This window comes from Stenotrophomonas sp. STEN022 (genome assembly GCF_056760155.1).
Map to the genome: position 1 here is coordinate 1 of NZ_JBRREG010000072.1, position 26,531 is coordinate 26,531.

20 protein-coding genes and 1 tRNA gene are annotated in these 26,531 nt (G+C 61.0%); 18 read left to right on the forward strand and 3 right to left on the reverse strand.

The window, feature by feature from the left end:
• Positions 1-244 precede the first annotated feature (244 nt).
• The 3 genes from rplU to obgE all read left to right on the forward strand — a co-directional run bounded on the left by rplU (position 245) and on the right by obgE (position 2,060).
• Positions 245-553 carry a 50S ribosomal protein L21 gene (gene rplU, locus ACVOMF_RS14785; protein ID WP_282269142.1) on the forward strand — a complete coding sequence of 103 codons (309 nt, stop codon included), beginning with the start codon at positions 245-247 and terminating at the stop codon, positions 551-553.
• 19 nt (positions 554-572) lie between these two features.
• Entirely contained in the window at positions 573-833 is a 261-nt protein-coding gene (gene rpmA / locus ACVOMF_RS14790; RefSeq protein ID WP_282269141.1) for a 50S ribosomal protein L27, read from the forward strand.
• A gap of 168 nt (positions 834-1,001) precedes the next feature.
• Complete coding sequence (gene obgE, locus ACVOMF_RS14795; RefSeq protein ID WP_481509950.1) at positions 1,002-2,060, forward strand: GTPase ObgE; 1,059 nt, start codon at positions 1,002-1,004, stop codon at positions 2,058-2,060.
• Positions 2,061-2,545: 485 nt separating this feature from the next.
• Here the strand turns inward: obgE and rpsT are convergent, their stop codons facing one another.
• Positions 2,546-2,815, reverse strand: a complete 270-nt coding sequence (gene rpsT, locus ACVOMF_RS14800) for a 30S ribosomal protein S20 (RefSeq protein WP_057629708.1) — start codon at positions 2,813-2,815, stop codon at positions 2,546-2,548.
• 100 nt (positions 2,816-2,915) lie between these two features.
• On the opposite strand from rpsT, the gene murJ reads away from it, so the two are divergent.
• The 5 genes from murJ (at position 2,916) to ispH (ending at position 10,042) form a co-directional block, all read left to right on the forward strand.
• Positions 2,916-4,544 (forward strand): murein biosynthesis integral membrane protein MurJ, encoded by a 1,629-nt coding sequence (gene murJ, locus ACVOMF_RS14805; protein WP_481509951.1) that lies wholly within the window; start codon positions 2,916-2,918, stop codon positions 4,542-4,544.
• Between the two features lie 79 nt (positions 4,545-4,623).
• On the forward strand, positions 4,624-5,616 hold the full coding sequence (locus ACVOMF_RS14810; RefSeq protein WP_481509952.1) for a bifunctional riboflavin kinase/FAD synthetase: 993 nt from the start codon (positions 4,624-4,626) through the stop codon (positions 5,614-5,616).
• A gap of 6 nt (positions 5,617-5,622) precedes the next feature.
• Entirely contained in the window at positions 5,623-8,454 is a 2,832-nt protein-coding gene (gene ileS / locus ACVOMF_RS14815) for an isoleucine--tRNA ligase (protein ID WP_481509963.1), read from the forward strand.
• A gap of 78 nt (positions 8,455-8,532) precedes the next feature.
• Positions 8,533-9,039, forward strand: a complete 507-nt coding sequence (gene lspA, locus ACVOMF_RS14820) for a signal peptidase II (RefSeq protein WP_303747034.1) — start codon at positions 8,533-8,535, stop codon at positions 9,037-9,039.
• A 52-nt stretch (positions 9,040-9,091) separates the two neighbouring features.
• The gene (gene ispH / locus ACVOMF_RS14825; RefSeq protein WP_282269121.1) at positions 9,092-10,042 is read left to right on the forward strand and encodes a 4-hydroxy-3-methylbut-2-enyl diphosphate reductase; all 951 of its coding nucleotides are present in this window, start codon (positions 9,092-9,094) and stop codon (positions 10,040-10,042) included.
• A gap of 55 nt (positions 10,043-10,097) precedes the next feature.
• On the opposite strand, the gene ACVOMF_RS14830 is transcribed toward ispH, so the two are convergent.
• Positions 10,098-11,048 carry a LysR family transcriptional regulator gene (locus ACVOMF_RS14830; protein ID WP_481509953.1) on the reverse strand — a complete coding sequence of 317 codons (951 nt, stop codon included), beginning with the start codon at positions 11,046-11,048 and terminating at the stop codon, positions 10,098-10,100.
• 155 nt (positions 11,049-11,203) lie between these two features.
• Between ACVOMF_RS14830 and ACVOMF_RS14835 the strand changes: the two genes are divergently transcribed.
• From ACVOMF_RS14835 to cyoD, 10 genes are all read left to right on the forward strand, one after another.
• Entirely contained in the window at positions 11,204-12,796 is a 1,593-nt protein-coding gene (locus ACVOMF_RS14835) for a GMC family oxidoreductase (protein ID WP_481509954.1), read from the forward strand.
• The gene (locus ACVOMF_RS14840) at positions 12,796-13,053 is read left to right on the forward strand and encodes a hypothetical protein (protein WP_481509955.1); all 258 of its coding nucleotides are present in this window, start codon (positions 12,796-12,798) and stop codon (positions 13,051-13,053) included. The genes ACVOMF_RS14835 and ACVOMF_RS14840 overlap by 1 nt, the downstream gene beginning before the upstream one ends.
• A gap of 18 nt (positions 13,054-13,071) precedes the next feature.
• The gene (locus ACVOMF_RS14845; RefSeq protein WP_481509956.1) at positions 13,072-14,553 is read left to right on the forward strand and encodes an aldehyde dehydrogenase family protein; all 1,482 of its coding nucleotides are present in this window, start codon (positions 13,072-13,074) and stop codon (positions 14,551-14,553) included.
• Positions 14,554-14,616: 63 nt separating this feature from the next.
• Positions 14,617-15,510 carry a catalase gene (locus tag ACVOMF_RS14850; protein WP_481509957.1) on the forward strand — a complete coding sequence of 298 codons (894 nt, stop codon included), beginning with the start codon at positions 14,617-14,619 and terminating at the stop codon, positions 15,508-15,510.
• A 174-nt stretch (positions 15,511-15,684) separates the two neighbouring features.
• Positions 15,685-15,760 (forward strand) — tRNA-Thr (locus ACVOMF_RS14855).
• 315 nt (positions 15,761-16,075) lie between these two features.
• The gene (locus tag ACVOMF_RS14860) at positions 16,076-20,635 is read left to right on the forward strand and encodes an RHS repeat-associated core domain-containing protein (RefSeq protein WP_481509958.1); all 4,560 of its coding nucleotides are present in this window, start codon (positions 16,076-16,078) and stop codon (positions 20,633-20,635) included.
• Positions 20,636-22,241: 1,606 nt separating this feature from the next.
• The gene (gene cyoA, locus ACVOMF_RS14865; RefSeq protein WP_481509959.1) at positions 22,242-23,345 is read left to right on the forward strand and encodes a ubiquinol oxidase subunit II; all 1,104 of its coding nucleotides are present in this window, start codon (positions 22,242-22,244) and stop codon (positions 23,343-23,345) included.
• Between the two features lie 2 nt (positions 23,346-23,347).
• Positions 23,348-25,345: a cytochrome o ubiquinol oxidase subunit I gene (cyoB, locus tag ACVOMF_RS14870; protein WP_481509960.1), complete on the forward strand. Its 1,998-nt coding sequence runs from the start codon at positions 23,348-23,350 to the stop codon at positions 25,343-25,345.
• Positions 25,342-25,980, forward strand: a complete 639-nt coding sequence (gene cyoC, locus ACVOMF_RS14875; protein ID WP_481509961.1) for a cytochrome o ubiquinol oxidase subunit III — start codon at positions 25,342-25,344, stop codon at positions 25,978-25,980. Before cyoB ends, cyoC begins: the two co-directional genes overlap by 4 nt.
• Positions 25,980-26,318 (forward strand): cytochrome o ubiquinol oxidase subunit IV, encoded by a 339-nt coding sequence (cyoD, locus tag ACVOMF_RS14880; protein WP_282271076.1) that lies wholly within the window; start codon positions 25,980-25,982, stop codon positions 26,316-26,318. Before cyoC ends, cyoD begins: the two co-directional genes overlap by 1 nt.
• On the opposite strand, the gene ACVOMF_RS14885 is transcribed toward cyoD, so the two are convergent.
• The coding region (locus ACVOMF_RS14885) for a hypothetical protein (protein ID WP_481509962.1) at positions 26,284-26,531 on the reverse strand (248 nt) is incomplete at its 5' end. The two genes, cyoD and ACVOMF_RS14885, sit on opposite strands and share 35 nt — an antisense overlap.

Genomic DNA, 26,531 nt, shown 5'->3' on the forward strand with positions numbered 1-26,531 from the left:
GGGGTGCGCGTCGTTATTAAATATGTGTATGGGGTGTTGTTTTTGGGGTTAATTGCCTTGTTGGCTTTTGCTTTTACCGCCCTGTGGCCCGTATGGGGGCGGGTGGCTTCACCGGGGGTTCTGGCCGGGCGGGTCAGGGCAGGGGGTGGGTTGACCAGAGCTCGGTCTGCCCGGTAAAATCCCGCTCCTGTCCGCCCTCGATGGCGGGCAAGGCGACCACAATAACTACAGAGGAAGTCTGGTCATGTATGCAGTTCTGGTAACTGGCGGTAAGCAGTACCGCGTCGTTCAGGGTGAAACCCTGCGCGTGGAAAAACTCGAAGTCGAAGCTGGCAACGAGATCAAGTTCGACAACATCCTGATGCTCGGCGATGCCGACGGCATCAAGCTGGGTGACGCGCTGAAGGGCGCTTCGGTGACCGCCAAGGTTGTGGCCCACGGCCGCGCCGACAAGGTCCGGATCATCAAGTTCCGTCGCCGCAAGCACCACATGAAGCGTCAGGGTCACCGTCAGTACTACACCGAAATCGAAATCACCGGCATCGCCGGCTAATTGCTAAGGAGAATCCGTCATGGCACATAAAAAGGGCGTAGGTTCCTCGCGCAACGGTCGCGATTCCAACCCGAAATACCTCGGCGTCAAGATCTTCGGTGGCCAGGCCATCGAAGCTGGCAACATCATCGTGCGTCAGCGCGGCACCCAGTTCCACCCGGGTGCAGGCGTCGGCCTGGGCCGTGACCACACGCTGTTCGCGCTGGTCGATGGCAAGGTTGAGTTCACGGTGAAGGGTGCCAACAAGCGCCGTACCGTCAGCGTTGTCACGGAAGCTTAATTCCGTACGCGCAAGCCGCCCATACTCCGGTGTGGGCTGCTGACGAGAGCCCCGCTTCGGCGGGGTTTTTCGTTGGAACCCCGACATTTCGGGGTGCAGGGCCGATAATGGGCTGTACCTGCTTCTGCTATTCCCCAATCCCCATTTCCCAATCCCGGCGTTAAATTCATGAAACTTGTAGACGAAGCGGAGATCGAAGTCATCGCTGGCAAAGGCGGCAATGGCTGTATCGGCTTTCGCCGCGAAAAGTTCATTCCGCTCGGTGGTCCGGATGGTGGCGATGGCGGCAATGGCGGCAGCGTCTGGATCCGTGCCGACGAAAACCTGAACACCCTGGTTGACTTCCGCCATGACCGCATCTTCAAGGCGCAGCGTGGCGAGAATGGCATGGGCCGTCAGGCTTATGGCAAGGGCGGCGAAGACCTGGTCATCACCGTGCCGGTCGGCACCGTGGTGATGAACGTCGACACCGATGAAGTCATTGGCGACATGACCACGCATGGCGATCGCCTGCTGGTGGCCAAGGGCGGCAAGGGCGGCCTGGGCAACATGCACTTCAAGAGCTCCACCAACCGCGCGCCGCGTCAGGCGCTGCCGGGTGAAGAGGGTGAAGAGCGCCTGCTCAAGCTGGAGCTGAAGCTGCTGGCTGACGTTGGCCTGCTGGGCTTCCCCAATGCGGGTAAGAGCACCTTGATCCGTGCGGTTTCGGCGGCAACGCCGAAGGTAGCTGATTACCCGTTCACCACCTTGTATCCGAACCTGGGCGTGGTGAAGGTCGAGAATTACCGCAGCTTCGTGATCGCCGATATTCCGGGCCTGATCGAAGGTGCGGCTGACGGTGCTGGCCTGGGCGCGCAGTTCCTGCGCCATCTGCAGCGCACCCGTCTGTTGTTGCACCTCGTCGACATCTCGCCGATGGAAGGTGGGGTTGAGGGCATTTCCCCGGTTGAGCAGGTGCGTGCGATCGAGCGCGAGCTGGGCAAGCATGACCCGGAGCTGCTGGAGAAGCCGCGTTGGCTGGTGCTGAACAAGGCCGACCTGATGTTCGAGGACGAGGCCAAGGCAGCGGCTGAGCAGATCATCAAGGAGCTGGGCTGGACCGGCCCGTGGTATCTGGTGTCGGCGCTGGGTCGTGAAGGTACCTGGCCGATCATGAAGGACATCATGGCCTTCTTTGATCAGCAGAAGATTCTGGAAGCAGAAGAGCGTCACGCCGCGGGCGAGTAAGGTTTTTTGCTGACGGTTGATGCATGAGGAAAACCCGGCGAAAGCCGGGTTTTCTGCTTTTGGCCTTGGCTTTGGCTTTGGCTTTGGCCGTGGCCGTGGCCGTAGCCGTGGCCGTAGCCGTGGCTTGCGCTTGAAGCCCCTCTCCCGCCTGCGGGAGAGGGGGTGGGGTGAGGGCAGGCTTTTGCTTGAAAAACCAAGGCCAAATCCAGATCAAAGGCCCCCTCATCCGCCCTTCGGGCACCTTCTCCCGCAAGCGGGAGAAGGGGGTTGTTCGGGTTTTTCTTGGGCGGCCCAAAGCCAGGCCCAAAGCCAGGGCCAAAGCCAAAGCCGGAGCCAAAGCCGGAGCTAAAGCCGGAGCTAAAGCCGGAGCCGGAGCTGGGTAGGAGGTGCCGATCTCGCTTTCCCGAAAATCGTCCAACAAAAAACCCGACACAAGGCCGGGTTTTTCATGCCGGGAGTCTTGCGACTCCTGGTGATCGCACGGATCAGGCAGCCTTGATGGCCTTGATGCGAGCGGTCAAACGGCTCTTATGACGCGCAGCCTTGTTCTTGTGAATCAGGCCACGGGCGCTGAAACGGTCGAGGATCGGCTGGGCGACGGCAAAGGCTGCCTCGGCGCCAGCGGCGTCGTTGGCATCCAGAGCCTTGATCACCTTCTTGACGGCGGTGCGCAGCATCGAACGCTGAGCCGTGTTGCGCGCGTTGCGCACAACGGTCTGCTTGGCGCGCTTCTTGGCGGACTTGATATTGGCCACAGTGGTGGTTTCCTGAAAATCGGTGTGGTGGGAACAGCAAGCATGCAAGTATGATGGCTGACTGAAAGAACGTCAAGCCAAGTTGTCAAGAGGAAGATGCATGAGCGGTCGTTTGCTCAAATCCACTGCCGTATTCAGTTCCATGACGTTCCTGTCACGTATCAGCGGATTGATCCGCGACCAAGTTTACGCCCATGTGTTCGGTGCCAGTGCGGCAATGGACGCTTTTGTGGTCGCGTTCAGGATTCCCAACTTCATGCGCCGCCTTTCCGCCGAGGGCTCATTCTCGATGGCGTTCGTGCCGGCACTGGCCGAATACAAGGCAAAGGGTGACCACGCTGCCGTGAAGGCGCTGGTGGACCGGGTGGCGGGGGTGTTGACGGGGGCGCTGTTGTTGATGACGGCGGCCGCCATCCTGCTGGCGCCCTGGCTGATGCGGGTGTTCGCGCCGGGGTTTGCGCCGGGCAGTGAGCAGGCGGAGCTGGCCACGCTGATGCTGCAGATCACCTTCCCCTATGCCCTGTTCATCTCGCTGGCGTCGCTGGTGGGTGGGGTGCTCAACAGCTACCAGAAGTTCGCCATACCCGCGCTCTCACCGATCCTGCTCAATATTTCCATGATCGCTGCGGCACTGTGTCTGGTACCGCACATGAAGGCCTGGGGCTATGAGCCGGTGCTGGCCTTGGCCTGGGGCGTGTTCGTGGCGGGTGTCCTGCAGCTCGCCTTCCAGTTGCCTTCGCTGGCAAAGCTGGGGCTGTTGCCACGGCCCAGGTTCGACCTGGCCCATGCCGGCGTGCGCAAGATCATGAAGCTGATGGTGCCGACCCTGTTCGGCTCGTCGGTGGCCCAGGTGAACCTGCTGTTCAATACGCTGGCGGCCTCGATGCTGATGGGTGGCAGCGTGACCTGGCTGTACTACAGCGACCGCTTGCTGGAGTTCCCGCTGGGTATGTTCGGTGTCGCCATTGGTACGGTGATCCTGCCGCATCTGTCCAGTCGCCACGCCAGCTCGGATCCTGAGGGCTATTCCAAGGGTCTGGATTGGGGCTTCCGACTGTGCCTTTTGATCGGCGTGCCGGCCTGCATCGGGCTGGTGCTGTGCGCGCAGCCGCTGCTGGCAACCCTGTTCCAGTACGGTCGGTTCTCCGAGCAGGACATGCGCATGAGCAGCCTGAGCCTGATGGCGCAGTCGCTGGCTGTGCCTGCGTTCCTGCTTGTAAAGGTGCTGGCACCGGCTTTCTACTCGCGGCAGGATACGCGCACGCCGGTAAAGGCGGCGGTGGCCTCCATCCTGATCAACATCTTCTGCACGGTGTTGCTGTTTGTCGCCATGTTCTCGTTCAGTCCCATGGGCCAGGCTGCACTGGTTGCGGCCGATGGGCAGTGGCTGGAAGCACTCAAGAAGGTGGAAGGGGCGCATGCGTTGCTTGCGCTGGCCATCGCGATCGCCGGTTGGGCCAATGCCCTGCAGCTGTGGTGGTATCTGCGCAGGGCGCGGGTGTACCAGCTCCAGCCCGGCTGGGGGCGGTTCCTGCTGCAATTGACGGTGGCCAGCGTGCTGATGCTGGCAGCCGTGGTGGCGCTGAGGCTGTTCTGGTCGGATTGGACCGTCTGGGCCTGGTGGGAGCGTGGCTGGCGCCTGGCCGTGCTGGTCGGCACCGGTGGCGCGGTCTATGCAGCCGGCCTGCTGCTGATGGGTTACCGGCCGCGTGAACTGCGCGGCCAGTAAGCCGACAGCGTGGCCGGCCCCGTTATACTTCAGGGCTACACACGACAGAACCGGCCCGTATGGGCCGGATCCGGATGGAATGAGCAGGCTTTTTAGAGACGTCGAAGGCGGGGTGTTGTTCCCGCAGGGAAGCGTGGTCTGCATTGGTGCCTTCGATGGCCTGCACCTGGGCCATCGGGCGCTGGTGCGCCACGCAGTTGCCCGTGCCCGCGCCTTGGGTGTGCCGGCCGTGGCCTTGGGCTTCGAGCCGCTGCCGCGCGAGTTCTTTGCCAAGGACAACCCGCCGCCGCGCTTGATGCTGGCCCGTGACAAGGTCGCCACGCTGCGTGAGCTGGGGGTCGACAGCGTCGGCCTGCTGCGCTTTGACGCCAAGATGGCGGCGATCACCGCCGATGATTTCGTCCGCGACATGCTGGTGCGCCGGCTCGGTGCGCGTGAAGTCTGGATCGGCCCCAAGTTCCATTTCGGCAACCGCCGTGGCGGCGATATCGCGCTGCTGCAGGCGATGGGCGCCGAGCTCGGCTTCGTCGCCGGCGAGATCGAGCCGGTGCACCTGAACGGCGAGCGTATTTCCAGCACCCGTATCCGCGAGCTGATCGTGGCCGGCGAGTTCGCCCATGCCGGCGAATTGCTGGGTCGGCCGTACGCGATTGGTGGCCGGGTTGTGCGTGGGCGCCAGCTCGGCCGCACCTTGGGCTTCCCCACCGCCAACTTGCGTTTCCCGAAAACACCCGCACTTTCTGGTATCTACGCTACGTGGGTGCACGGCGTGTTCGAGCAGCCTTGGCCGTCGGTGTCGAGCTTTGGCACGCGCCCCACGGTTGAAGGTGTGGAGCCGCTGCTTGAGGCACATCTGTTCGACTTCAATGGCGACCTGTACGGCCGTCACATCGAAGTGGAGTTTGTTGCCAAACTGCGGGATGAAGAGAAGTTCAACGATCTGCCGGCACTGACCGAGCAGATGCACCGCGACGCAGAGCAAGCGCGTCGCATCCTAGGCGAACATGCGAGTCCCTCGCAAAAGCCCGCACATCCATGTGCGGACTCTCCACAAAAAGCTGCGCAACGGTAAATGCCCGTGACTCAAGACTACAAAGCCACCCTCCATCTGCCAGCAACGGAATTCCCGATGCGCGGCGACCTGCCCAAGCGTGAGCCGGGCATCCTGGCACGTTGGGAAGAGCAGGGTATTTACGCGCAGCTTCGCGAGAACGCGAAGGGTCGCCCGCTGTTCGTGCTGCACGACGGCCCGCCGTATGCCAATGGCCAGATCCACCTCGGTCATGCGGTCAACAAGATCCTCAAGGACATCATCGTCAAGTCGCGTTATCTCGACGGCTTCGATGCACCCTACATCCCGGGCTGGGACTGCCACGGTCTGCCGATCGAAATCGCGGTCGAGAAGAAGTGGGGCAAGGTCGGCGTCAAGCTTGATGCCGAGCAGTTCCGCCAGAAGTGCCGTGAGTACGCCGAAGAGCAGATCAACCTGCAGCGCGCTGATTTCAAGCGCCTGGGTGTGATCGGTGATTGGGAGAACCCGTACAAGACGCTGAGCTTCGACTTCGAGGCCAACGAAATCCGTGCGCTGGCCAAGATCGTCGCCAACGGCCACCTGGTGCGCGGCGCCAAACCGGTGCATTGGTGCTTCGACTGTGGCTCGGCGCTGGCCGAAGCTGAAATCGAATACCAGGACAAGACCTCGCCGGCCATCGACGTGGCCTACGCCGCGCGTGATTCCAAGGCGCTGGCGGCCAGCTTCGGTGTCGAGCTGCCGGCCGGTGTGGAAGTGGCGGTGCCGATCTGGACCACCACGCCGTGGACGTTGCCGGCATCGCTGGCGGTGTCGCTGGGTGCGGATATCGAATACGCGCTGGTTGAAGGCCCGGCCCATAACGGCCAGCCGCGCTGGTTGGTGCTGGCTTCTGCCCTGGCCGAGCGCTCGCTGGGCCGCTACGGCGTGGCCGAAGTGGTCGTGCATGGCCATGCCAAGGGTTCGGCGCTGGAGAACCAGCTGCTGGCTCACCCGTTCTATGCCAACCGTGACATCCCGCTGCTCAATGGCGAGCACGTGTCCGATGCCGACGGTACTGGTGCAGTGCACACCGCGCCTGGCCACGGCCAGGAAGACTTCGCGGTCAGCCAGCAGTACGGCTTGATGGACAAGTACAACGCCGGCCAGATCAATCCGGTCGATGGCCGTGGCGTCTACCTGTCGTCGACGCCGCCGGCTGGCACGGTTGAGCTGGCTGGCCAGCACCTGTGGAAGGCACAGCCGCTGATCGTCGATGTGCTGCGCGAGAGCGGCGCACTGCTGGCGTTCTTCGAGATCCAGCACAGCTACCCGCATTGCTGGCGCCACAAGACACCGGTGGTGTTCCGCGCCACCCCGCAGTGGTTCATCTCGATGGACAAGGCCAACCTGCGCAATGATGCGATGGCTGCCATCGACAACGTGGGCTGGTTCCCGAGCTGGGGCAAGGCGCGTATCAGCAGCATGGTCGACGGTCGCCCGGACTGGTGCATCAGCCGCCAGCGCACCTGGGGTGTGCCGATTGCCTTGTTCACCCACCGCGAAACCGGCGAGCCGCATCCGCGCAGCGTCGAGTTGATGCAGCAGGTGGCCGATCGCGTGGAGCAGGGCGGCATCGACGTCTGGTATTCGCTGGACGCCGCCGAACTGCTCGGCGATGAAGCCGCCCAGTACGAAAAGGTTACCGACATCCTCGATGTCTGGTTCGACTCCGGCGTGACCCATGAAGGCGTGCTGCTCGCACGTGGCTATGGCAAGCCGGCCGACCTGTACCTGGAAGGTTCCGACCAGCACCGCGGCTGGTTCCAGTCCTCGCTGCTCACCGGTGTGGCCATCGACAAGCATGCGCCGTACAAGCAGTGCCTGACCCACGGCTTCACCGTGGACGAGCACGGTCGCAAGATGTCCAAGTCGCTGGGCAACGGCATCGAGCCGCAGGAAATCATGCGCACCCTGGGCGCGGACATCCTGCGCCTGTGGATTGCCTCGGCCGATTACAGCAACGAGATGTCGCTGTCGCAGGAAATCCTCAAGCGCAATGCCGACGCCTACCGTCGTCTGCGTAATACCGCGCGCTTCCTGCTAGGCAACCTGGACGGCTTCGACCCGGCCCAGCATCTGGTTGCGTTGCCGGATATGGTCGCCCTGGACCGCTGGATCGTGCATCGCGCGTTCGAGCTGCAGGAGAAGATCAAGGCCGCCTACGCCAACTACAACATGGCCGAGATCGTGCAGTTGCTGCTGAATTTCTGCAGTGTCGACCTGGGTTCGTTGTACCTGGACGTGACCAAGGATCGCCTGTACACGATGCAGGAAGATTCGCGCGGCCGTCGTTCGGCGCAGACGGCGATGTTCCACATCGCCGAAGCGTTCGTGCGTTGGGTTGCGCCGATCCTGACCTTCACCGCCGAAGAGCTGTGGGGTTACCTGCCGGGCAAGCGCGTCGACAACGTGTTGTTCTCCACCTGGTATGACGGCCTGGCGCCGTTGCCGGCCGATGCACAGTTGACCGCTGCCGATTTCGACCAGCTGCTGGCACTGCGTGAGCAGGTCTCCAAGGTGCTGGAGCCGATGCGTGCCAATGGCGCCATCGGTGCGGCGCTGGAGGCGGAGATCACCGTTGCTGCCAACGAAGAGCAGGCTGCACGCTGGCAACCGCTGGCCGAGGAACTGCGCTTCCTGTTCATCAGTGGCGATGTCAGCGTGCGTCCGGCCACCACCGACGAGGTGTTTGTCAGCGCGCAGCCGACCGACAAGTCCAAGTGCGTGCGTTGCTGGCATTACCGCGCCGATGTCGGCTCGGTCGAGGCGCACCCGGAGCTGTGCGGCCGTTGCGTCAGCAATATCGACGGCGCTGGCGAAAACCGCCGCTGGTTCTAAGCAGTCCGTCACGCGAAGCGGGTGGGGTAGCGAGCAGCGCTCCATCCGTTTCATCGCAGTCAACTACAGGCGTATTACATGCAAGCAAAGGCTGTTAAACCCAACGCGTTGATCTACCTGCTGGTATCCGTGGTCGTGATCGGCCTGGACCAGTGGAGCAAGGCCTGGGTGCTGTCCAGCCTGCCCGAGTTCACCCCGGTGCCGGTGATCGATGGTTTCTGGAACTGGTACCGCACCTATAACACCGGCGCAGCATTCAGCTTCCTCAGCGATGCCGGTGGCTGGCAGCTGTGGTTCTTCACCTTCCTGGCCATCGCGATCAGCGGCCTGATGGCGTTCTGGCTGTCGCGCACGCCGCGCGCCAACTGGCGCAGCGCGCTGCCGTATGCGCTGGTGATAGGTGGTGCCATCGGCAACGTCATCGACCGCCAGATTCACGGTCACGTGGTTGATTTCATCCAGTGGTATATCGGTGACCACTACTGGCCGTCGTTCAACATCGCCGATGCGGCGATCGTGGGTGGCGCCATCGGCATCGCCTTGATGGGCCTGCTTGATGGCAAGGCCGAGAAAAAAGCTGGATGATTCCGGCATCTGTTCCCGCATTAGCGACCGTCAGCGGTCGGAGTCGTTGAAGATGGACGTATTGCTCGCCAATCCCCGTGGTTTCTGTGCCGGTGTAGACCGCGCCATCGAGATCGTCAAACGCGCCATCGAAACCCTGGGCGCGCCGATCTATGTGCGCCACGAAGTGGTGCACAACCGTTTCGTGGTCGATGACCTGAAGGCACGCGGCGCCATCTTCGTCGAAGAACTTGACGAAGTGCCGGACGGCAATACCGTCATCTTCAGCGCGCATGGTGTATCGCAGGCGGTGCGCGTCGAAGCCGACCGCCGTGGCTTGAAGGTATTTGATGCCACCTGTCCGCTGGTGACCAAGGTGCATCTGGAAGTGGCACGCCACTGCCGTGCTGGTCGCGACGTGGTGCTGATTGGCCACGAAGGTCATCCCGAAGTGGAAGGCACGATGGGCCAGTGGAACCGCGAGAACGGCAAGGGCAACATCTATCTGGTCGAGAGCGTTGAAGACGTGGAAGCGCTGCAGGTCTCGCAGCCGGAAAATTTCGCATTCACCACCCAGACCACCTTGTCGGTGGATGACACCCGCGCGGTGATCGAGGCACTGCGCAAGCATTTCCCGATGGTGCAGGGGCCGAAGAACGACGACATCTGCTACGCCACGCAGAACCGCCAGGATGCGGTGCGTGACCTTGCCACGCAGTGTGATCTGGTGCTGGTGGTGGGTTCGCCGAACAGCTCCAACTCCAACCGGCTCAGCGAACTTGCACGTCGTGAGGGCGTGGAGTCGTACCTGATCGATGGGGCGGACGAGATCGATCCGCAGTGGGTGGTTGGCAAGCAGCACATCGGCCTGACCGCAGGCGCATCGGCACCGCAGGTGCTGGTGGATGGCGTGATTGCACGGCTGCGCGAGCTCGGCGCTGGCAGTGTCCGCGAAACCGGCGGCGAGCCGGAGACCATGGTGTTTGCGCTGCCCAAGGAGCTGCGTCTGCGCCTGGTGGACTGAGTTTTCGCTTGGTATCGCAGCTGATGAAGCCGGCCGTATGGTCGGCTTCATTCGTTCAGGGCTGCTCCGACGCTGCGGTGCTGGTAATGCTGAGCAGGTTGCCTGCACGCTTCGAGATGAACTCGATGAAGACGCGCACGCGCAGCGCCTGTGCGGACATCGGCGGCCATACGAGGAAGATGCCGAGCGGCCCGACAGCGTCACTTTGGAGCACTTCCTGAAGTCGGCCAGTGGCGATTTCCTCGCGTACCACAAAGTCCGGTAGTTGCACGATGCAGAGTCCGGCCAGGGCTGCTCCCGCCAACCCGTCGGCATCGTTGAGGTGGCAGTCCGGGGCGGGGATCGGAGGCTTGGAGATGGTGTGGTTCTGGAACCGCCAAGGTTCCAGCCGCTGATTGCCACGGTGGCGGTAGTGAAGGCAGCAGTGGCTGCCCAGCTCGGCGATCGAGGTCGGCGTGCCGTTCTCGGCAAGATAGACCGGTGATGCGCAGGTGATCAGTGCATACGATCCCACGCGCCGCGCCTGCAGGCTGGAGTCTTCGAGTTCGCCAGCCCACAACGCCAGATCAAAACCTTCCTCGATGATATCGGGTCGAGGAACATCGAAACTGAGGGCAACCTTGACCTCCGGGTAGAGCGCGTGGAAGTCGTGCAATGCGGGCACCAGGAACCTGCGGCCCAGAATGGGAGTGGCGGTGATCCGCAGGCGGCCGCGTGGCGTTCCTTGGCGCGTATTCAACTCGCGCTCTGCCTCCTGTAGATCCTTCAATACTTTGTCGACGTAGTGGTACAGCACCTCGCCTTCGCCGGTGAGGGCCAGCGAGCGGGTGGTGCGGTTCAGCAGGCGCGTGCCCAGGCGCAGCTCGAGTCGCTCCACTGCCTTTCCTACCGCCGAAGCGGAGAGGCCCAACTGGCGGCCTGCCGCTGAAAAGCCTCCTGCCTGCACGGCAGATGCGAACGCAATCAAGCCATTCAGCGATTCCAGTGATGAGAGGACTGAGGACATTTGTTCCTGAGTGTCATGACCCGTACACGGATTCCGCCCATGCCGGGTTCGGTCGAGGATGGCCACCATGGTCCAGCTGCCAACAGTGCGTGCATCAACGCGGTTGCAGGCAGCGGGAGGCGGTTTGAAGCGTTGGGTGCGAGGAGGTGTTCGCCATGGCTACTCGGCAAAAATACGCGGGTACAGGCATGCAGGTGCAGGGTGACAGTGCACATGCAGTGGCGGTTTCGGGTCACTCGTACTACGACGTGGTGATTGTCGGTGGTGGCTCGGCCGGCGCGGTAATGGCGAACCGGCTCAGCGAGGACGCGTTCCGACGTGTGCTGTTGATCGAGGCGGGGCAGGCTTATGCGCCGGATGCCTATCCCGACGCGGTGCGCCTGCAGCACATCATCGGTGGTGATTCCGCCCACGATTGGGGCTATTCGGCCGAGCCCAATATCTATGGCGCGACGATGCCGGTGCCGCGCGGGAAGGTGCTGGGTGGATGTTCGGCAGTCAATGCGGGCGTGGCGATGCGCGCGCCGGCCGGTGACTTCGAGCGTTGGACCCAGGCCGGGCTTGAACACTGGACTGCGCAGGATGTACTGCCGTTCTTCCAACGCAGCGAGCGCACCGTGCATGGTGACGATGCCTTGCATGGACGAAGCGGGCCGTGGCCGATCCACTACCTGCAGGATGATGAAGTCTCCGACATGCAGCGCGCCTTCGTGGCATCCGCCGCGCAGGCCGGGTTTGCCAAGGTGACCGACTTCAACGGCGAGCAACCGTTCGGTGTTGGTCCTTACCCGATGAACAACCGGATGGGGCAGCGGCTCAATACCGGCATGACGTATCTATCGCTGGATGTGCGGATGCGCCCCAATCTGTGCATTCGCAGCCAGACCCTGGTGGACCGGGTAGCGTTTGATGGTCGCCGCGCAGCTGCGGTGGTGCTGGCCGATGGTCAGCGCATCGAAGCCGACAACATCGTGTTGAGTGCGGGTACCTATGGCACGGCAGCTGTGCTGCTGCGCTCTGGCATTGGTCCTGCCAACGATCTGCTGGAACTGGATATTGATGTGGTCGCCAATCTACCGGTTGGGCAGCGGCTGCAGGAACATCCATTTTTCTATACCACCTGGGCCGCGCGTCCGGACCGGCTTGGTCTGGCGGTACCTCCCGTGGGCGCAATTCTGTGGGCGCAGTCGTCCAAGGCGGCCGCCAATGTCGGCGACTTCCATGTGTCGGCTGTGCATTACGGCGATCCGCAAGCATCACCGACGGGCGCCATTTTCATGCTGGCCTTGGCACTGACCCGGCCGCGCTCGCTGGGTAGGGTGAGGCTGCGCTCGCGTGCTGCCGACGCGGCGCCGATCATCGCGCTCAACCTGCTGGCCGACGCGCACGACCGGCAATTGATGGTGGAGGGCATTGAGCTGATCCGGCGCATTGCCCGGCAAGGACCACTGGCGGCGATGATTGCCGAGGAAATGGTGCCGGGCGCGCTGTCGAGCTCATACGAGGACGTGGAAGCCGCGTTGCCGATGGCCCTGGATATCTACCACCATCCAACTTCCACTGCGCCGATGGGCGGCGCCAACGATGTACATGCGGTACTCGACTACCAGGGTCGTGTGCGCGGAATTGATGGCCTGCGCGTTGCCGATGCCTCGGCGTTCCCTGATGTTCCCTGCGTGGCGACCAACCCAACGGTCATCATGCTGGCTGAGCGCATCAGCCAATGGATGCGGGATGCGGACGGCTGATGTGGCGCACCGAGCTCGCACCGCGTTTGAAGCGTACCGCGCTTGTCTGGCTGGCGGTGTATCCGACCGTGCTGACGGTAGTGAGTGTGCTCGGCCCGTACTTCAGGCAGTGGCCGTTGCCGCTGCGGGTGCTGGGGGCGACGCTGGTCATCGTGCCGATCGTGGTCAACATCAGCGTGCCATTGGTGGAGGCGCTGGCATCCGAGGTGCGTCGTTATTGGGTGCGTCTATGCCAGCGGCCGACGGGTCATGAGTAGTCAATGTGTGGAGGTCCCATGAGCGGTACAAGCAATCCGCCAGAACAATTGCGCCGAGCGGCCAACTGGATCAACGGCATTCCGCGTTTTGATGGTGTGCTCAAGGATTCGATCAACCCGGCTACCTATGAGGTGATCGGCAGCTACCCGGACAATGGTCGCGCGGCAGCGATGGCGGCGGTGTCTGCCGCATCGCAGGCGTTCCAGCAGACCATGTGGGCGCACGACCACGAGCTGCGTGCGCGGGTGCTGGAGCAACTGGCGCAGGCGTTCGAACGCAATCGCGCGCGTCTGGCGGAGATACTTTCGCTGGAGAACGGCAAGGTGGCCGCCGAGGCTGCGTTTGAATTGGACATGGTGCCGAGCAAGCTGCGCTATTCAGCGGCGATGGCGATGCTGGAAGCAGGCCGTGCACTGCGGCCAAAACCTGGGCGGCTGTCGATGGTCCTGCGCCAACCAATGGGGGTGGCCGCGGTGATCGCGCCCTGGAATTCACCGGTAGTACTGACCGTCCGATCGTTGGCGCCGGCACTGGCGGCCGGTTGCACGGTGGTGGTCAAGTTGCCGTCGCAGGTGGCGCAGACCGCCAGCACCATGGCCAGGATCATGGCCGAGGCCGAGTCGTTGCCGCGCGGTGTGATCAATCTGTTTTTCGAAAGTGGCCCGGAAGGTTCCAGCTACCTGGTGGATGCACCGCAGGTGCCGGTGGTCAGCTTCACCGGTTCCACTCGCACCGGCCGTGCCATCAGCAGCAGCGGCGCGAAACATCTCAAGCGTTTCGGCATGGAGCTGGGTGGTAAGACACCGATGATCCTGTTCGAGGATGCTGATCTGGGCCAGGCGCTGCCGGTGATTGAAAAAGCACTGACGGTATTCAGTGGCCAGTTCTGCATGACGGGCTCACGGCTGCTGGTGCACGACCGCATCTATGACGCGGTGCGCGATGGCATGGGCGCGCGCCTGCACATGGTCAAGGTCGGGCCTGCGGCCGACCCAAGCAGCGACATGGGGCCATTGATCGACCGCGCCAATGTGCAGCGGGTTGAAGCGGTGGTGCAAGAGGCGATCAGTTACGGTGCGGTGGTGGTTGAACGCGGTGGGCCCATCACCAGCGGCCCGCTGCGCAAGGGCGCGTTCTTCCGTCCGGCCCTGCTGGAAGTATTCGACAACGCGCTGGACATCATCCAGCAGGAAACCTTCGGTCCAGTGCTCACCATTCAACGTTTCAGCGATGAGGCGCAGGCGATTCGCCTGGCCAACGACAGCGAGTATGGATTGGCGGCCAGTGTATGGACGCGCGATGTTGATCGCGCACTGCGCGTGGCTGAAGCGCTTGATGCGGGCTCGGTCTGGATCAACGACTGGGCGCGGGTGTTTGACGGCACGGAGGAGGGTGGTTTCAAGCAGTCAGGGCTCGGGCGGCTCAATGGATTGGCCGCCTTGGAGGATTTTCTGGAATACAAACACATCGCGCTGCGCCCAGGCTTGGGCGAGCGCTGACCAGCGCCGCATCTTCGCGAGCTGCTGTTTGCTGCCACGGTGGTGCGGTGGGAGGACACGGCGATGGCGACAGACATGTCGCAGGCGTTGTTTGCTGCCCTGCAGGCCGGGGCAAAGGTTGCGGCCGGTGGGCGAGTGAATCATGCGCGCGGTCTGCTGGTGGAAGGCCACTTCCGCGCCACCGCAACGGCACCACAGTTCTGCATGGCAGCGGTATTCGGCGGCGAGGACCTGCGTGTCCTGGCGCGGTTCTCAAGCTCCGGGGCAAATCCACATATCGACCAGCGCAGCCCTGCGGGCGAACCGCGCGGACTCGCGCTGCGGATCGGCAACAAGGCGGCGATGGTGCTGGTGGGTCATTCGCTTGAAGGCTTTCCGGCCAGTGACCCCGAAGCGTTTCTCGCTTTCTTGAATGCCGTGAATCAGCGCGAGCGCGTGCCAGCGATGCTGGTCGCACAGATGGCCGGTTGCCCGGCTGTCGCGCACTTCGAGGAATTGCGTGCGGGCGCAATGACCAGCAGCTTCAGCGCCTTGGATTACCACATGCTGCACGCCTACCGGCTGATCGCCCCGGACGGACATGCGCGCATCGGTCGCCTCAGCGTGCGCGCGACCAAACCTTACGTCGCTCGCGCGCCGCCGGACGGTCCGGACTACCTGGACAAGCGCATGCGCGGCGAACTGTCCAAAGGCAGCGTGGTATTCGCCCTGCTGTTCACCCCGGTGCCCGAAGGCGAGGACCCGGCCGACATCAGCCGCAGCTGGGACCCTGCCGCACCGTCGTTCGCGTTGGGCCATATCTGGCTGGAGCGGCTGGCGCCACAGCAGGCCAGCCAACGCAAACTGGCCTTCGACCCGGCGCTGCTGCCAGCGGGGATAGGGTTTGCGGGTGACCCGATGTTGCATGCGCGGTTGCGGGCTTATCGGTTGGCGGCGGCAAGGCGGCTGGGGCGGTAGATGCGGGGCGGCGTTGGATTGCGCGTAGCGGCGTTCGGTTCCCGCTGCGGTGAGGGTTGTTGGCTCGGGCTACCGGCAAAGTGTGCCAGCGACAATCGCCGGAAGGCTTGGGACAGCCTTGTGCGCCGTGCTGATTGACCGCAGCCCCCCGTTTTGCCTACAATTCGCGCCTTCGCCGGAATAGCTCAGTTGGTAGAGCGGCGCATTCGTAATGCGTAGGTCGTAGGTTCGATTCCTATTTCCGGCACCAAGATCAGGCCCGCCTCGTGCGGGCTTTTTCTTTTGTTCCTGTCTGGTGCGCATTGCCCAAGCACTTGCTGCTCGGTGCTGATGCGTCGCACATCAAGGCGAATAATCCCTTTCTGGGGATATCAGATTCTGAAAGGGGTGTATTGACTTGCAGGATGAGCTGATGTAAACAGCGCGGGCCGTAGTGTTTTGATTAGGCTCTGGGGAGTGAGTCGCTGGGCTGGCGGCTCGTTTAATGAAAGTAGTTTCGACTTGCAAGGCAGCACGGTCGGTACTTTTAGGATCGCGCTTGCCTCGTTCATGGAGGACGACCGCAATGCGTAGCTTTCCGATTCTGCGTTCCTTGGTTGCTGGCTGGATCGCCAGCGTCTTGATGCTGCTGGCTGCGCCAGTCAATGCCGAAACCTACTGGCTCGATTCACGAGCTGATCCGAATCAAACGCACTATGCCAACAGCCAAGAGGCTTGTCTCACTGGCGAGTTGCAGCGGCGGTTGGACGGATATATGGCGGCAAGCTCTTTGCCTCACCGGATTATCTCTGCTTACGTCGGGCCTGATCTGGGCGGCGAGGTCATCTGCCGAGGAACGCTGCAGAAGCGCCAGTTCAATACCTGGTTCGGCGTCGAGATCGTCGACATAATGGTCTATGGCCCCAACGGCTCCGTTCCGCCTTGTCCGCTGGGTGGTCTGGCCGATGCTGAAACAGGGCAGTGCGGCGTACCCAAGTGCAACAGCGATTGCCCGGCAGATGGTGGTAATCAGTCCAATCCGATTGCCAGCGCAACTGGCAACAAGCGCCAGCGCGAACTTGACTACCGCGGTGCTGGAGTTTTTCCAATTGAGTTTGTGAGGTATTACAACAGCCATCGCGTACCTGATAACCGGGAGCTGCCGATCGGCGTAGGTTGGACGCACAGCTATGCAGCAAGGGTGGTGCCTTTGTACGATGGCAGTGACATCACCAGCATCCGCGTTTATCGGCCCAATGGTGCTATCCAGACGTTCAAGTTGGTCGGTGTCAATTGGGTGGGTGATGCTGATGTTCCCGAGCGGCTGATTGCATCGGTAACCAGTGGCTCCCTGGTATCTGCTTCCTATCGCCGTACGGATGAAACTGTTGAGGCCTATGACGCATTCGGCCGGTTGATGACGGTTACCTCGCCGGAAGGATTTGTGCAGACATTGAGCTACACAGCCGGTTCAAGGGTGCAGCGGGTAACCGATCCGCAGGGGCGGGCCGTCACCTTCGGATACTCAGCTGCTGGCCAACTCACCACGCTGGCGGATAGCGCGGGTGCGGTCATTACGTTTGCATATGGCAGCGGAGACTTGGTAAGTGCTGCCTATCCAGGCACGTCTACAGGCGCAGATACGCGGTTCTACCATTACAACGAAGCCGGGCAAACCGGCGGGATATCGCAGCCGCATCTATTGACGGGCATTACCGATGAGAACGGAGGTCGCTACGCAAGCTGGGGATACGATGCGAGCAGGCGCGCCGTTCTTAGCGTCCATGGTCCTTATGCCACCGGGACTGCAGATCGGACCTCGTTGCAGTTCAACACGAATGGCTCCGCAACTATCACGGACAGTCTTGGCAAGGCGCGCAACTACGGGTTCATCGCGAGCCAAGGTGTTGCACGACTGACTTCATTGAATTCGCCTTGTGATGGCTGTGCCAACGTCGCGGCAGCGCGCACATACGATGCAAACGGTTATCCGGCCAGCACCACCGACTTCAATGGCAATGTCACACAGTTCACTTACGGTGCACGTGGTCTGGAAACCCAGCGCATAGAGTCTGCCAGTGATACTGCTGGCAATAAGCGAACCCAGCAGGTTGATTGGCATCCCACTTTCCGCCAGCCCGCTGAGCAGCGGAACTACGACGCCAGCAGTACGTTGGTCGCGAAAGGGAATTGGACTTACAACAGTCGTGGTCAGGTCTTGGTGCAAACGCGTACGGATCCGGTATCTGGGTTTGTCCGCACTATCACCACAGCTTACTGCGAGTCCGCCGGAGTCAGTGCCGGTACTTGCCCGATCATTGGGCTACCTATCAGTGTCGATGGTCCCCGTATCGATATTAGCGATGTCAGCGCATACACCTACTATCAAGCAGATCACGGAACTTGTGCATCGTCACCGGCGACCTGTCCGTATCGCAAAGGCGATCTCTGGAAGATCACCAACGCAGTTGGTCAGATCATCCAGATCACACGGTATGACGCCACCGGAAAGCCGCTTTCGATAGTGTCACCCACTGGCGTGATAACGGATTATTCGTATCACCCGCGAGGTTGGCTGGTTGCCACGAAGGCGCGTGGTATCAATGATGCGACTGAGGCGGATGATCGCATAACGCGTTTCGAGTACTGGCCTGCGGGGATGGTCAGGAAGGTCACGCAGTCCGATGGAAACTTCGTTTCATATAACTACGATGTAGCGCACCGCCTTACCGGTATCGCGGACAACGCTGGCAATACGATCCAGTACACACTTGATGGTGCGGGAAATTCTGTCCAAGACGATATCAAGGACTCCGGTAGCGTACTCCGAAGTACCCTCAATCGCATCTACAGTCAGCTCAGCCGCTTGGAGACAGTGGCTGATGCATCGGCCAATGCAACTGACTTTGCTTATGACGTCAATGGCAATGCAACGTCGGTCGCTGATGCCAATCTGCGCACAACGCAATCCGAGTACGATCCACTTAATCGCCTCAAGCGCACTCTTGAGGATGTTGGTGGAATTTCGGCTGAGACAAAATTCAAGTACGACGCCCAAGACAATCTGACCGAAGTCACGGATCCGAAGGGGCTAATAACTACCTATGCATACGATGGGTTGGGGCAGCTGAAGACGACTTCCAGTCCGGATACGGGTACCACTCAGCGTACCTACGATGCCGCAGGAAACCTGAAGACCAGTACCGATGCGCGGGGCATAGCGACGAGCTATAGCTATGACGCATTGAGTCGTGTGACGGCGGTTGGCTATCCCATCCTCGGCGAGGACGTCACCTATACCTATGACACCGTTCCGGTGGTTTGTACGGCAGGGGAGGGCTTTGCGGCGGGCCAGCTCAGTTCAATGATGGATTCCAGTGGACGCACCGACTACTGCTACAGTCGTTTCGGTAACTTGGTACGTAAGGTGCAGGTCACCAACGGCAAGACCTTCGTGGTGCGCTATAGCTACACGGTTGGCGGAAATCTGGCATCAGTGATCTACCCTGATGGTGCGGTGGCTGATTATGTGCGTGATGGCCAGGGCCGCATCGTCGAAGTGGGTGTCACCAGCGGAAGCAGTGGCAGGCAGGTGTTGTTGACGGGTGCTAGCTATCTGCCGTTTGGGCCTAGTACGGGTTGGCAGTATGGCAATGGTCGGGCATTGGTACGTAGTTACGATCTGGACTACCGGCCCACGGCGGTAGTGGACAGTGCGCAGCAACTCAAGATCGGACTGGGATACGACACGGTCAGCAATGTCGCGGCACTGGAGTCGGGCAACTACACCGCAGGCCTGAGTTATGACGCCTTGGGGCGTTTGAAGGAATTTCGGGACACGGCAGCGAATGTGCCCATCGAGCAATACAGCTATGACGCTACTGGCAATCGATTGAGTTTCACTAACGCTGGCACAACTACTCCATACAGCTACGAGACGAGCAGTCATCGTCTGGCGGCAGTAGGCGCGGTCTCGCGTAGTTACGATGCCGTCGGTAATACGGTTGGGGCTATGGGGGGCGTCAAGTCATTCGACTACAACCAAGCCAATCGCCTGTCGCAGGTAAAGATGGGCGGGGTTGCTACTCAGCGCTATGCCTACAACGCACGCGGTGAGCGTGTGCAAAGGGGCTTGGATGCCGCAGGCTCGGTCTACACCGCGTATGACGAGGCCGGGCATTGGCTGGGTGACTACGACTCACTGGGCAATGCAGCACAGCAAGTGATCTGGATGGATGATCTGCCGGTTGGTTTGCTCGCCGGTGGTGTGCTGCATTACGTTGAGCCGGATCATCTCGGTACGCCACGCTTGGTCTTCAATCCGGTGCGCAATGTTCCGGTTTGGACTTGGGACATCAAGGGTGAAGCGTTTGGTAGCAGCGTCCCGAATCAGGACCCGGATGGTGATGCGCAGGATTTTGTGTTTGATATGCGCTTTCCAGGGCAGCGCTTTGATGTTGTCAGCGGGCTGAACTACAACCACTTCCGTGATTACGACCCGAGTTTGGGACGTTATGTACAGTCCGATCCGATTGGGCTGGGTGGTGGAATCAGCACGTATGGATATGTGAGTGGGAGCCCTCTGGCCGGAATTGATCCTGAAGGGTTGGCCTGCAGATCAGCTGCTGGATTAACACTTTGCGAATATCCGAACGGCCCTATTTTTGTTCTACCCACGCCTTCTGACTTTCAAGACTTCGACGTGAGGGACGTCCTTTATCACAATTACGATATAACTCGTGACTTGGGATGCGCAGAACCTGGGGCTGTGATGCAAGCGCTAGTGAATCACCCCACACCATCACCGTACGCGAGGCCCGCCACTCTGGGGGGCACAGCTCATAATGACGCGAGCGTCTTGGGGCGAGGTAACAACTTGGTCACTTCATACGTGACAACGGATCTGCGGAATGGTAATGCGCTAGTTGTCAACATTACGGCTCGAGGCAGCATGTTCAGTCCGGGGTACGTGGCGAGAACTGTAAATGGTGGAGTCGCCCACACGTATGGTGAAGGTGCTAACTGGTCGCAGCACGACAGATCCCTTCCCGGTGCGCTGGCAAATAAGGTTGCGAACGAGGTCGTGTGGGGGCGGCAGATGGAAAAAATGATTGAGCAGAGCGCTAAGCGGTGCGGGTGCCAATGAGATCGCCTGATCTGCGTGTATTTGTATCTCTGCTACTTGCATCCGCCGTGCCTGGTGTAGCGGCACTTGTCACATCTCAGGGAGAGCGTGATCCACTCGATGATTTGCTAGGAGTGGCGATTTGGTACATGTTCTCGTTGTTCGTTGTTCTCCCCCTAGGTGTAGCTGCCTACTATATCTTGCGGCGCTCCAAGATCCCTTTCCTTGTATCTGCGCCCGTTGTCGGAGGTTTGGCCAGTGCCGGTCTCGCGCATCTGCTGTATCGGCAGGGTATGGCTGAGGGACAGCTTCAGTTTTTTATTGCTGTGGGAGCTGTAACCGGGCTGGTTGCAGTCGGATTCAATGCTTTGCTGTCTTGCATTGGCGGGCGAAGTAGATCGAGGTGAGCTTGCTGTCCGGAACTTCAGAGAATCATCCAAAGCCGATTGCGGGGAGGGTTTTACCGTTGAGATCCGCGCTTTCGGGATGTCTGCGCCAGCGCTCCGATGGGTATATCCAGGCCGTGATTGCCCACCTAAGCTCTGGCTGGTCGCTGGGAGACTCCTGCCTTACCGGCTTACCAGCCATTTACGGCTCCCCAGTAAGTGGCTAACTCCTTGTTCCGCAACGCAGCCATCTACCCATCCTCTTGCATACCATATCCGCCGCTCTTCGATCTGGCCCCGGTTCTGACAGGATTCACATATATAAGGCGTGTTCGCTTCCTCATCCGCAACCATCGCCCCGATGTGAGCTTCCGGCTTCAGTGGCGCTTATCCCGGGTCCGGTGTCTCTGCCTGAAGCGCTCGGCGTCGTCACCGATAGCGCGTCGTACGGTCGAGGGACGCGCAGATTTGGAGCACGGGCGCTAGCCGGCAAGGTCGGGCGGAGTAGGGGGGCTTTCGAAAGTTGTTTGATACCGGAAGTCGATCTAAGTGCTTGATCTGGCGTGGGTTCGTAATGCGTAGGTCGTAGGTTCGATTCCTATTTCCGGCACCAGATCAGGCCCGCCCCGCGCGGGCCTTTTCTGTGGGCGTCGCCGGGGCGGTGACTTGCGCGCTTGCGGCTGGATCGCTGCTGCAGTTGCCCGGCTGATGGTGATGGCAGCAAGCGTCGCTGCACTGGGCCTGCTCAATCCAGATGCCTGCGACTTTGGCGGGGCTGATTTTGCGGCTTGCTGTTGAACATGTGACGTCGCGTCATCGCGCCGGGTCGTCATCTTGCCCATGAACCTGAACAGGTCAGGCTGTCATGGGTCTGCGGGCAGGCGCATTCACTGATGTCAGTTGCTAGCCGGGTGGGGTGCCTTACGTCACATGAACGTGCTCGATGTCAGGGCGGGGCAGGGTGAAGCAGGGCCGAGCGCTGTTGCGATCAGTGCCTGACTTTGCCGAATCCGTCCGATGCAGCGCGCAGGTGCGACAACGTGTCGCACGGGATTGCCCGCTTTTGCTGCGCGAAATCATTGTCAATACCTTTCTTAAGTGGTGCGTGAAGGCCTAAAATTGCGGGGCTGAAATCTGACAACCCCCTACATGTCTCCCCGGTGGGCAATCCCCGGGCGCTTGTTTGCGTTTGCATGTATGGGCTTGCCAGGTCCGGCTCTCCCTCGCAATTGGATCGACCGATGATTCCGTTGAAAACTCTTGGACGCTTTTTGCGTCCGGGCCTCATTGTCGCTATGGCCGTCATGATGACGGGCTGCGACTGGGCCCTGTTTGACCCCAAGGGCCAGATCGCCCGGGATGAACTCACGCTGCTGATCACCTGTACGGTGCTGATGTTGCTGGTGGTCATTCCTGTGATCGTGCTGACGCTGGTGTTCGCGTGGAAGTACCGCGCATCCAACACCAAGGCCCGTTACGAGCCCAACTGGTCTCACTCCACCGCCATCGAAGTGGTGGTCTGGTCGATCCCGTGCATGATCATCCTGGTCCTGGCCGTGCTGACCTGGCGTTCTTCGCACGCGCTGGATCCGTACAAGCCGCTGGAGTCCGATACCAAGCCGGTGGTGATCGAAGCGATCTCGCTGGACTGGAAGTGGCTGTTCGTCTACCCGGAAGAAAACATCGCCGTGGTCAACGAGCTCACCTTCCCGGTTGATGCCCCGCTGAACTTCAAGATCACCGCCGATACGGTGATGAATGCGTTCTTCATTCCGCATCTGGGCAGCATGATCTACTCGATGGCCGGCATGGAAACCAAGCTGCACCTGATCGCCAACGAGGCAGGCAGCTATGAAGGCCGCTCCTCGCATTACAGCGGTGCAGGCTTCAGCAAGATGCATTTCACCGCGCATGCGGTGAGCAATGAGGAATACCAGGCCTGGTTGGCCAAGGTGCGCGGCGATGCCAAGGTCATGGACCAGAAGGCGTTCGCTGAACTCACCACCGAGCAGAACCACGACTGGCACCCGGTAACCTATTACGGCAGCACCGAGAAGGGCCTGTTCGACGCCATCATTGCCAAGCATGCCGGTGAGAACCACCACTTCGGCATGAAGCACGATGGCAAGAAGATGTCGCACGAAGGTGCCGGCCACGGGGCGATGCAGCCCGAAGCCATGGACCACGCTGCGATGGGCCATGACGCGATGGACCACGCTGCCATGGGCCACGAGGCTCCTGCCGCCGCTGCGCCTGCTGCCGCCACGGCTGACGGCCACGCCGGTCACACTGCCAACGAGCCCGCCGAAGCCGCACATGCCGGCCATGGCGCCTCGGGAGAATGACGATGCTTGGAAAACTCTCTCTTGATTCACTGCCGCACGATCCCATCGTGCTCACCACCCTGATCGGCGCGATCCTGGGCGGCCTGGCTGTTGTAGCCGCGGTCACCAAGTTCAAGCTGTGGGGCTACCTGTGGAAGGAGTGGTTCACCTCGGTGGACCACAAGAAGATCGGCGCGATGTACCTGATCGTGGCGTTCGTGATGCTGCTGCGCGGCTTCTCCGACGCGATCATGATGCGTGCCCAGCAGGCGGTTGCCGCTGGCGGCGCCGAAGGCTACCTGCCGCCACACCACTACGACCAGATCTTCACCGCCCACGGCGTGATCATGATCTTCTTCGTGGCCATGCCGCTGATCACCGGTTTGATGAACCTGGTGGTGCCGCTGCAGATTGGTGCCCGCGACGTTGCCTTCCCGTTCCTGAACTCGCTGAGCTTCTGGCTGTTCGTCGCAGGCTGCGGCCTGATGATGATCTCGCTGTGGATCGGTGAATTCGCCGCAACCGGTTGGTTGGCGTTCCCACCCTTGTCAGGGTTGGAATACAGTCCAAGCGTAGGTATGGATTACTACATCTGGGCGCTGCAGGTCTCCGGCCTGGGTACCACGCTGAGCGGTATCAACTTCTTCATCACCATCCTCAAGATGCGTAGCCCGGGCATGAAGCTGATGCACATGCCGGTGTTCAGCTGGACCGCCCTGGTCACCAACCTGCTGATCATTGCTGCCTTCCCGGTGCTGACCATCACCCTGGTGCTGCTGACCCTGGATCGTTACCTGGGTACGCACTTCTTCACCAACGATGGTGGCGGCAACGCCATGCTGTACATCAACCTGATCTGGATCTGGGGTCACCCGGAGGTCTACATCCTGGTGCTGCCGGCATTCGGTGTGTTCTCTGAAGTGATCGCCACGTTCTCGCGCAAGACCCTGTTCGGCTACAAAGGCATGGTCTACGCCACCTGTGCGATCGGTGTGCTGTCGTTCCTGGTGTGGTTGCACCACTTCTTCACCATGGGCTCGGGTGCCAACGTCAATGCCTTCTTCGGCATCACGACGATGATCATCTCGATCCCGACCGGCGTGAAGATCTTCAACTGGCTGTTCACGATGTACCGCGGCCGCGTGCACTTCACCTCGCCGGTGTTGTGGACGATCGGCTTCATGGTCACCTTCACCATCGGCGGTATGACCGGCGTGATGTTGGCGATCCCGGCCATCGACTTCGTGCTGCATAACTCGCTGTTCCTGATTGCCCACTTCCACAACGTCATCATCGGCGGCGTGGTGTTCGGCATGTTTGCCGGTATCACTTACTGGTGGCCGAAGATGTTCGGCTTCACCTTGAATGAAACCTGGGGCAAGCGCGCGTTCTGGGGCTGGTTCATCGGCTTCTACGTGGCCTTCATGCCGCTGTACGCACTGGGCTTCATGGGTGCTACGCGTCGTATGCAGAGCTACCCGAACATGGACTACCAGCCGTACTTCGTGGTTGCTGCGATTGGTGCTGCGATCATCGCCCTGGGCATCCTGTGCCAGGTGATCCAGATCGCCGTGTCGATCCGCGACCGCAAGAAGAACGCTGACCTGACCGGCGATCCGTGGGATGCCCGTACCCTGGAGTGGGAAACCGCTTCCCCGGTGCAGTTCTACAACTTCGCGACCCTGCCCAAGGGTGAGGAGCTGGACGAATTCTGGCACCGCAAGCAGCGCGGCGAAGCCTGGCAGAAGCCGGCCAAGTACAGCGACATCCACATGCCGAAGAACACCGGTACCGGTGTTGTCATCGGCGCGTTCAGCCTGGTGCTGGGTTTTGCGATGGTCTGGCACATGTGGGTGCTGGCCATCATCGGCCTGGTCGGCATGATCGCCACCTTCATCTACCGTACCTTCGACAAGGACGTGGACTACTGGGTGCCGGCGGCCGAGGTGGAACGTATCGAGAACGAACACCGTAAGCACCTGGAAGCTCAGGGCTTGGTGAAGACCGAGGTGAAGGCATGAGCACGAACGCCCACACGATGACCCACGGTTCCGCAGCGCACGCTGCGGACCATGGGGATGACCATCACGAGCATCACGACACCAGCGAGAACACCGTCTTCGGTTTCTGGGTGTACCTGATGAGCGATCTGCTCATCTTCGCCACCCTGTTCGTGACGTACGTGGTTTTGTCTGGCGGCACCAATGGTGGCCCGTCGGCCAAGGATCTGTTCGAGCTGCCGTTCGTGGCGTGGGAAACCGCGCTGCTGCTGGTGTCCTCGCTGACCTTCGGTCTGGGCATGATCGCCATGCACCAGTCGAAGAAGGGCCTGATGTTCTTCTGGCTGGCCGTTACCTGGCTGCTGGGTGCCGGCTTCATGGGCATGGAAATCTGGGAGTTCAACCACCTGATACACAACGGCCACGGCCCGGACAAGAGTGCCTTCCTGTCGGCGTTCTTCGCCCTGGTTGGTACCCACGGTCTGCACGTGACCGCTGGTCTGCTGTGGTTGGCGGTGATGTTCGTCCAGCTCAAGCAGGATGGCCTGACCCCGCGCAACAAGACCCGCATGGCGTGCCTGAGCCTGTTCTGGCACTTCCTGGATCTGGTCTGGATTGGCGTGTTCTCTGTCGTTTATCTGTCGGGAGCGATGTAATGTCCGCACATGACAATCATGCACACGGTGCCGCTGGTGAGAGCCACGGCAGCGTCAAGTCTTACCTGATCGGCTTCGTGCTGGCTGCCGTGCTCACCATCATCCCGTTCTGGGTGGTGATGAGCGGTGGCATGTCGAGCTTCGCCACCGGCGCGGTGATCGTGGTTGCAGGCATCCTGCAGCTGCTGGTGCACCTGGTGTTCTTCCTGCACCTTGACCGTTCCTCGGCTGCCCGCTGGAACGTCAATGCCGGCATGTTCACCCTGGTGGTGATCGGCATCATCGTGCTGGGCACGCTGTGGGTCATGTGGAACATGAATCACCACATGATGCACTGAGCGGTTTGATCGCTTGATGCACAGCAAAGGCCGCCGCAAGGCGGCCTTTGTTTTTGTTTCGCTCTTGTAGTGCCGAGCCATGCTCGGCAGAGGCGTTCCCGACAATGCTTCCGCCGACCGCAGTTGTGGGAGCGGCGTAAGCCGCGAAGCTGGCCATCCTCCAGGGATCATCATTCCAGGGATCTGCAGAATCGCGGGCTTCGCGGCTTACGC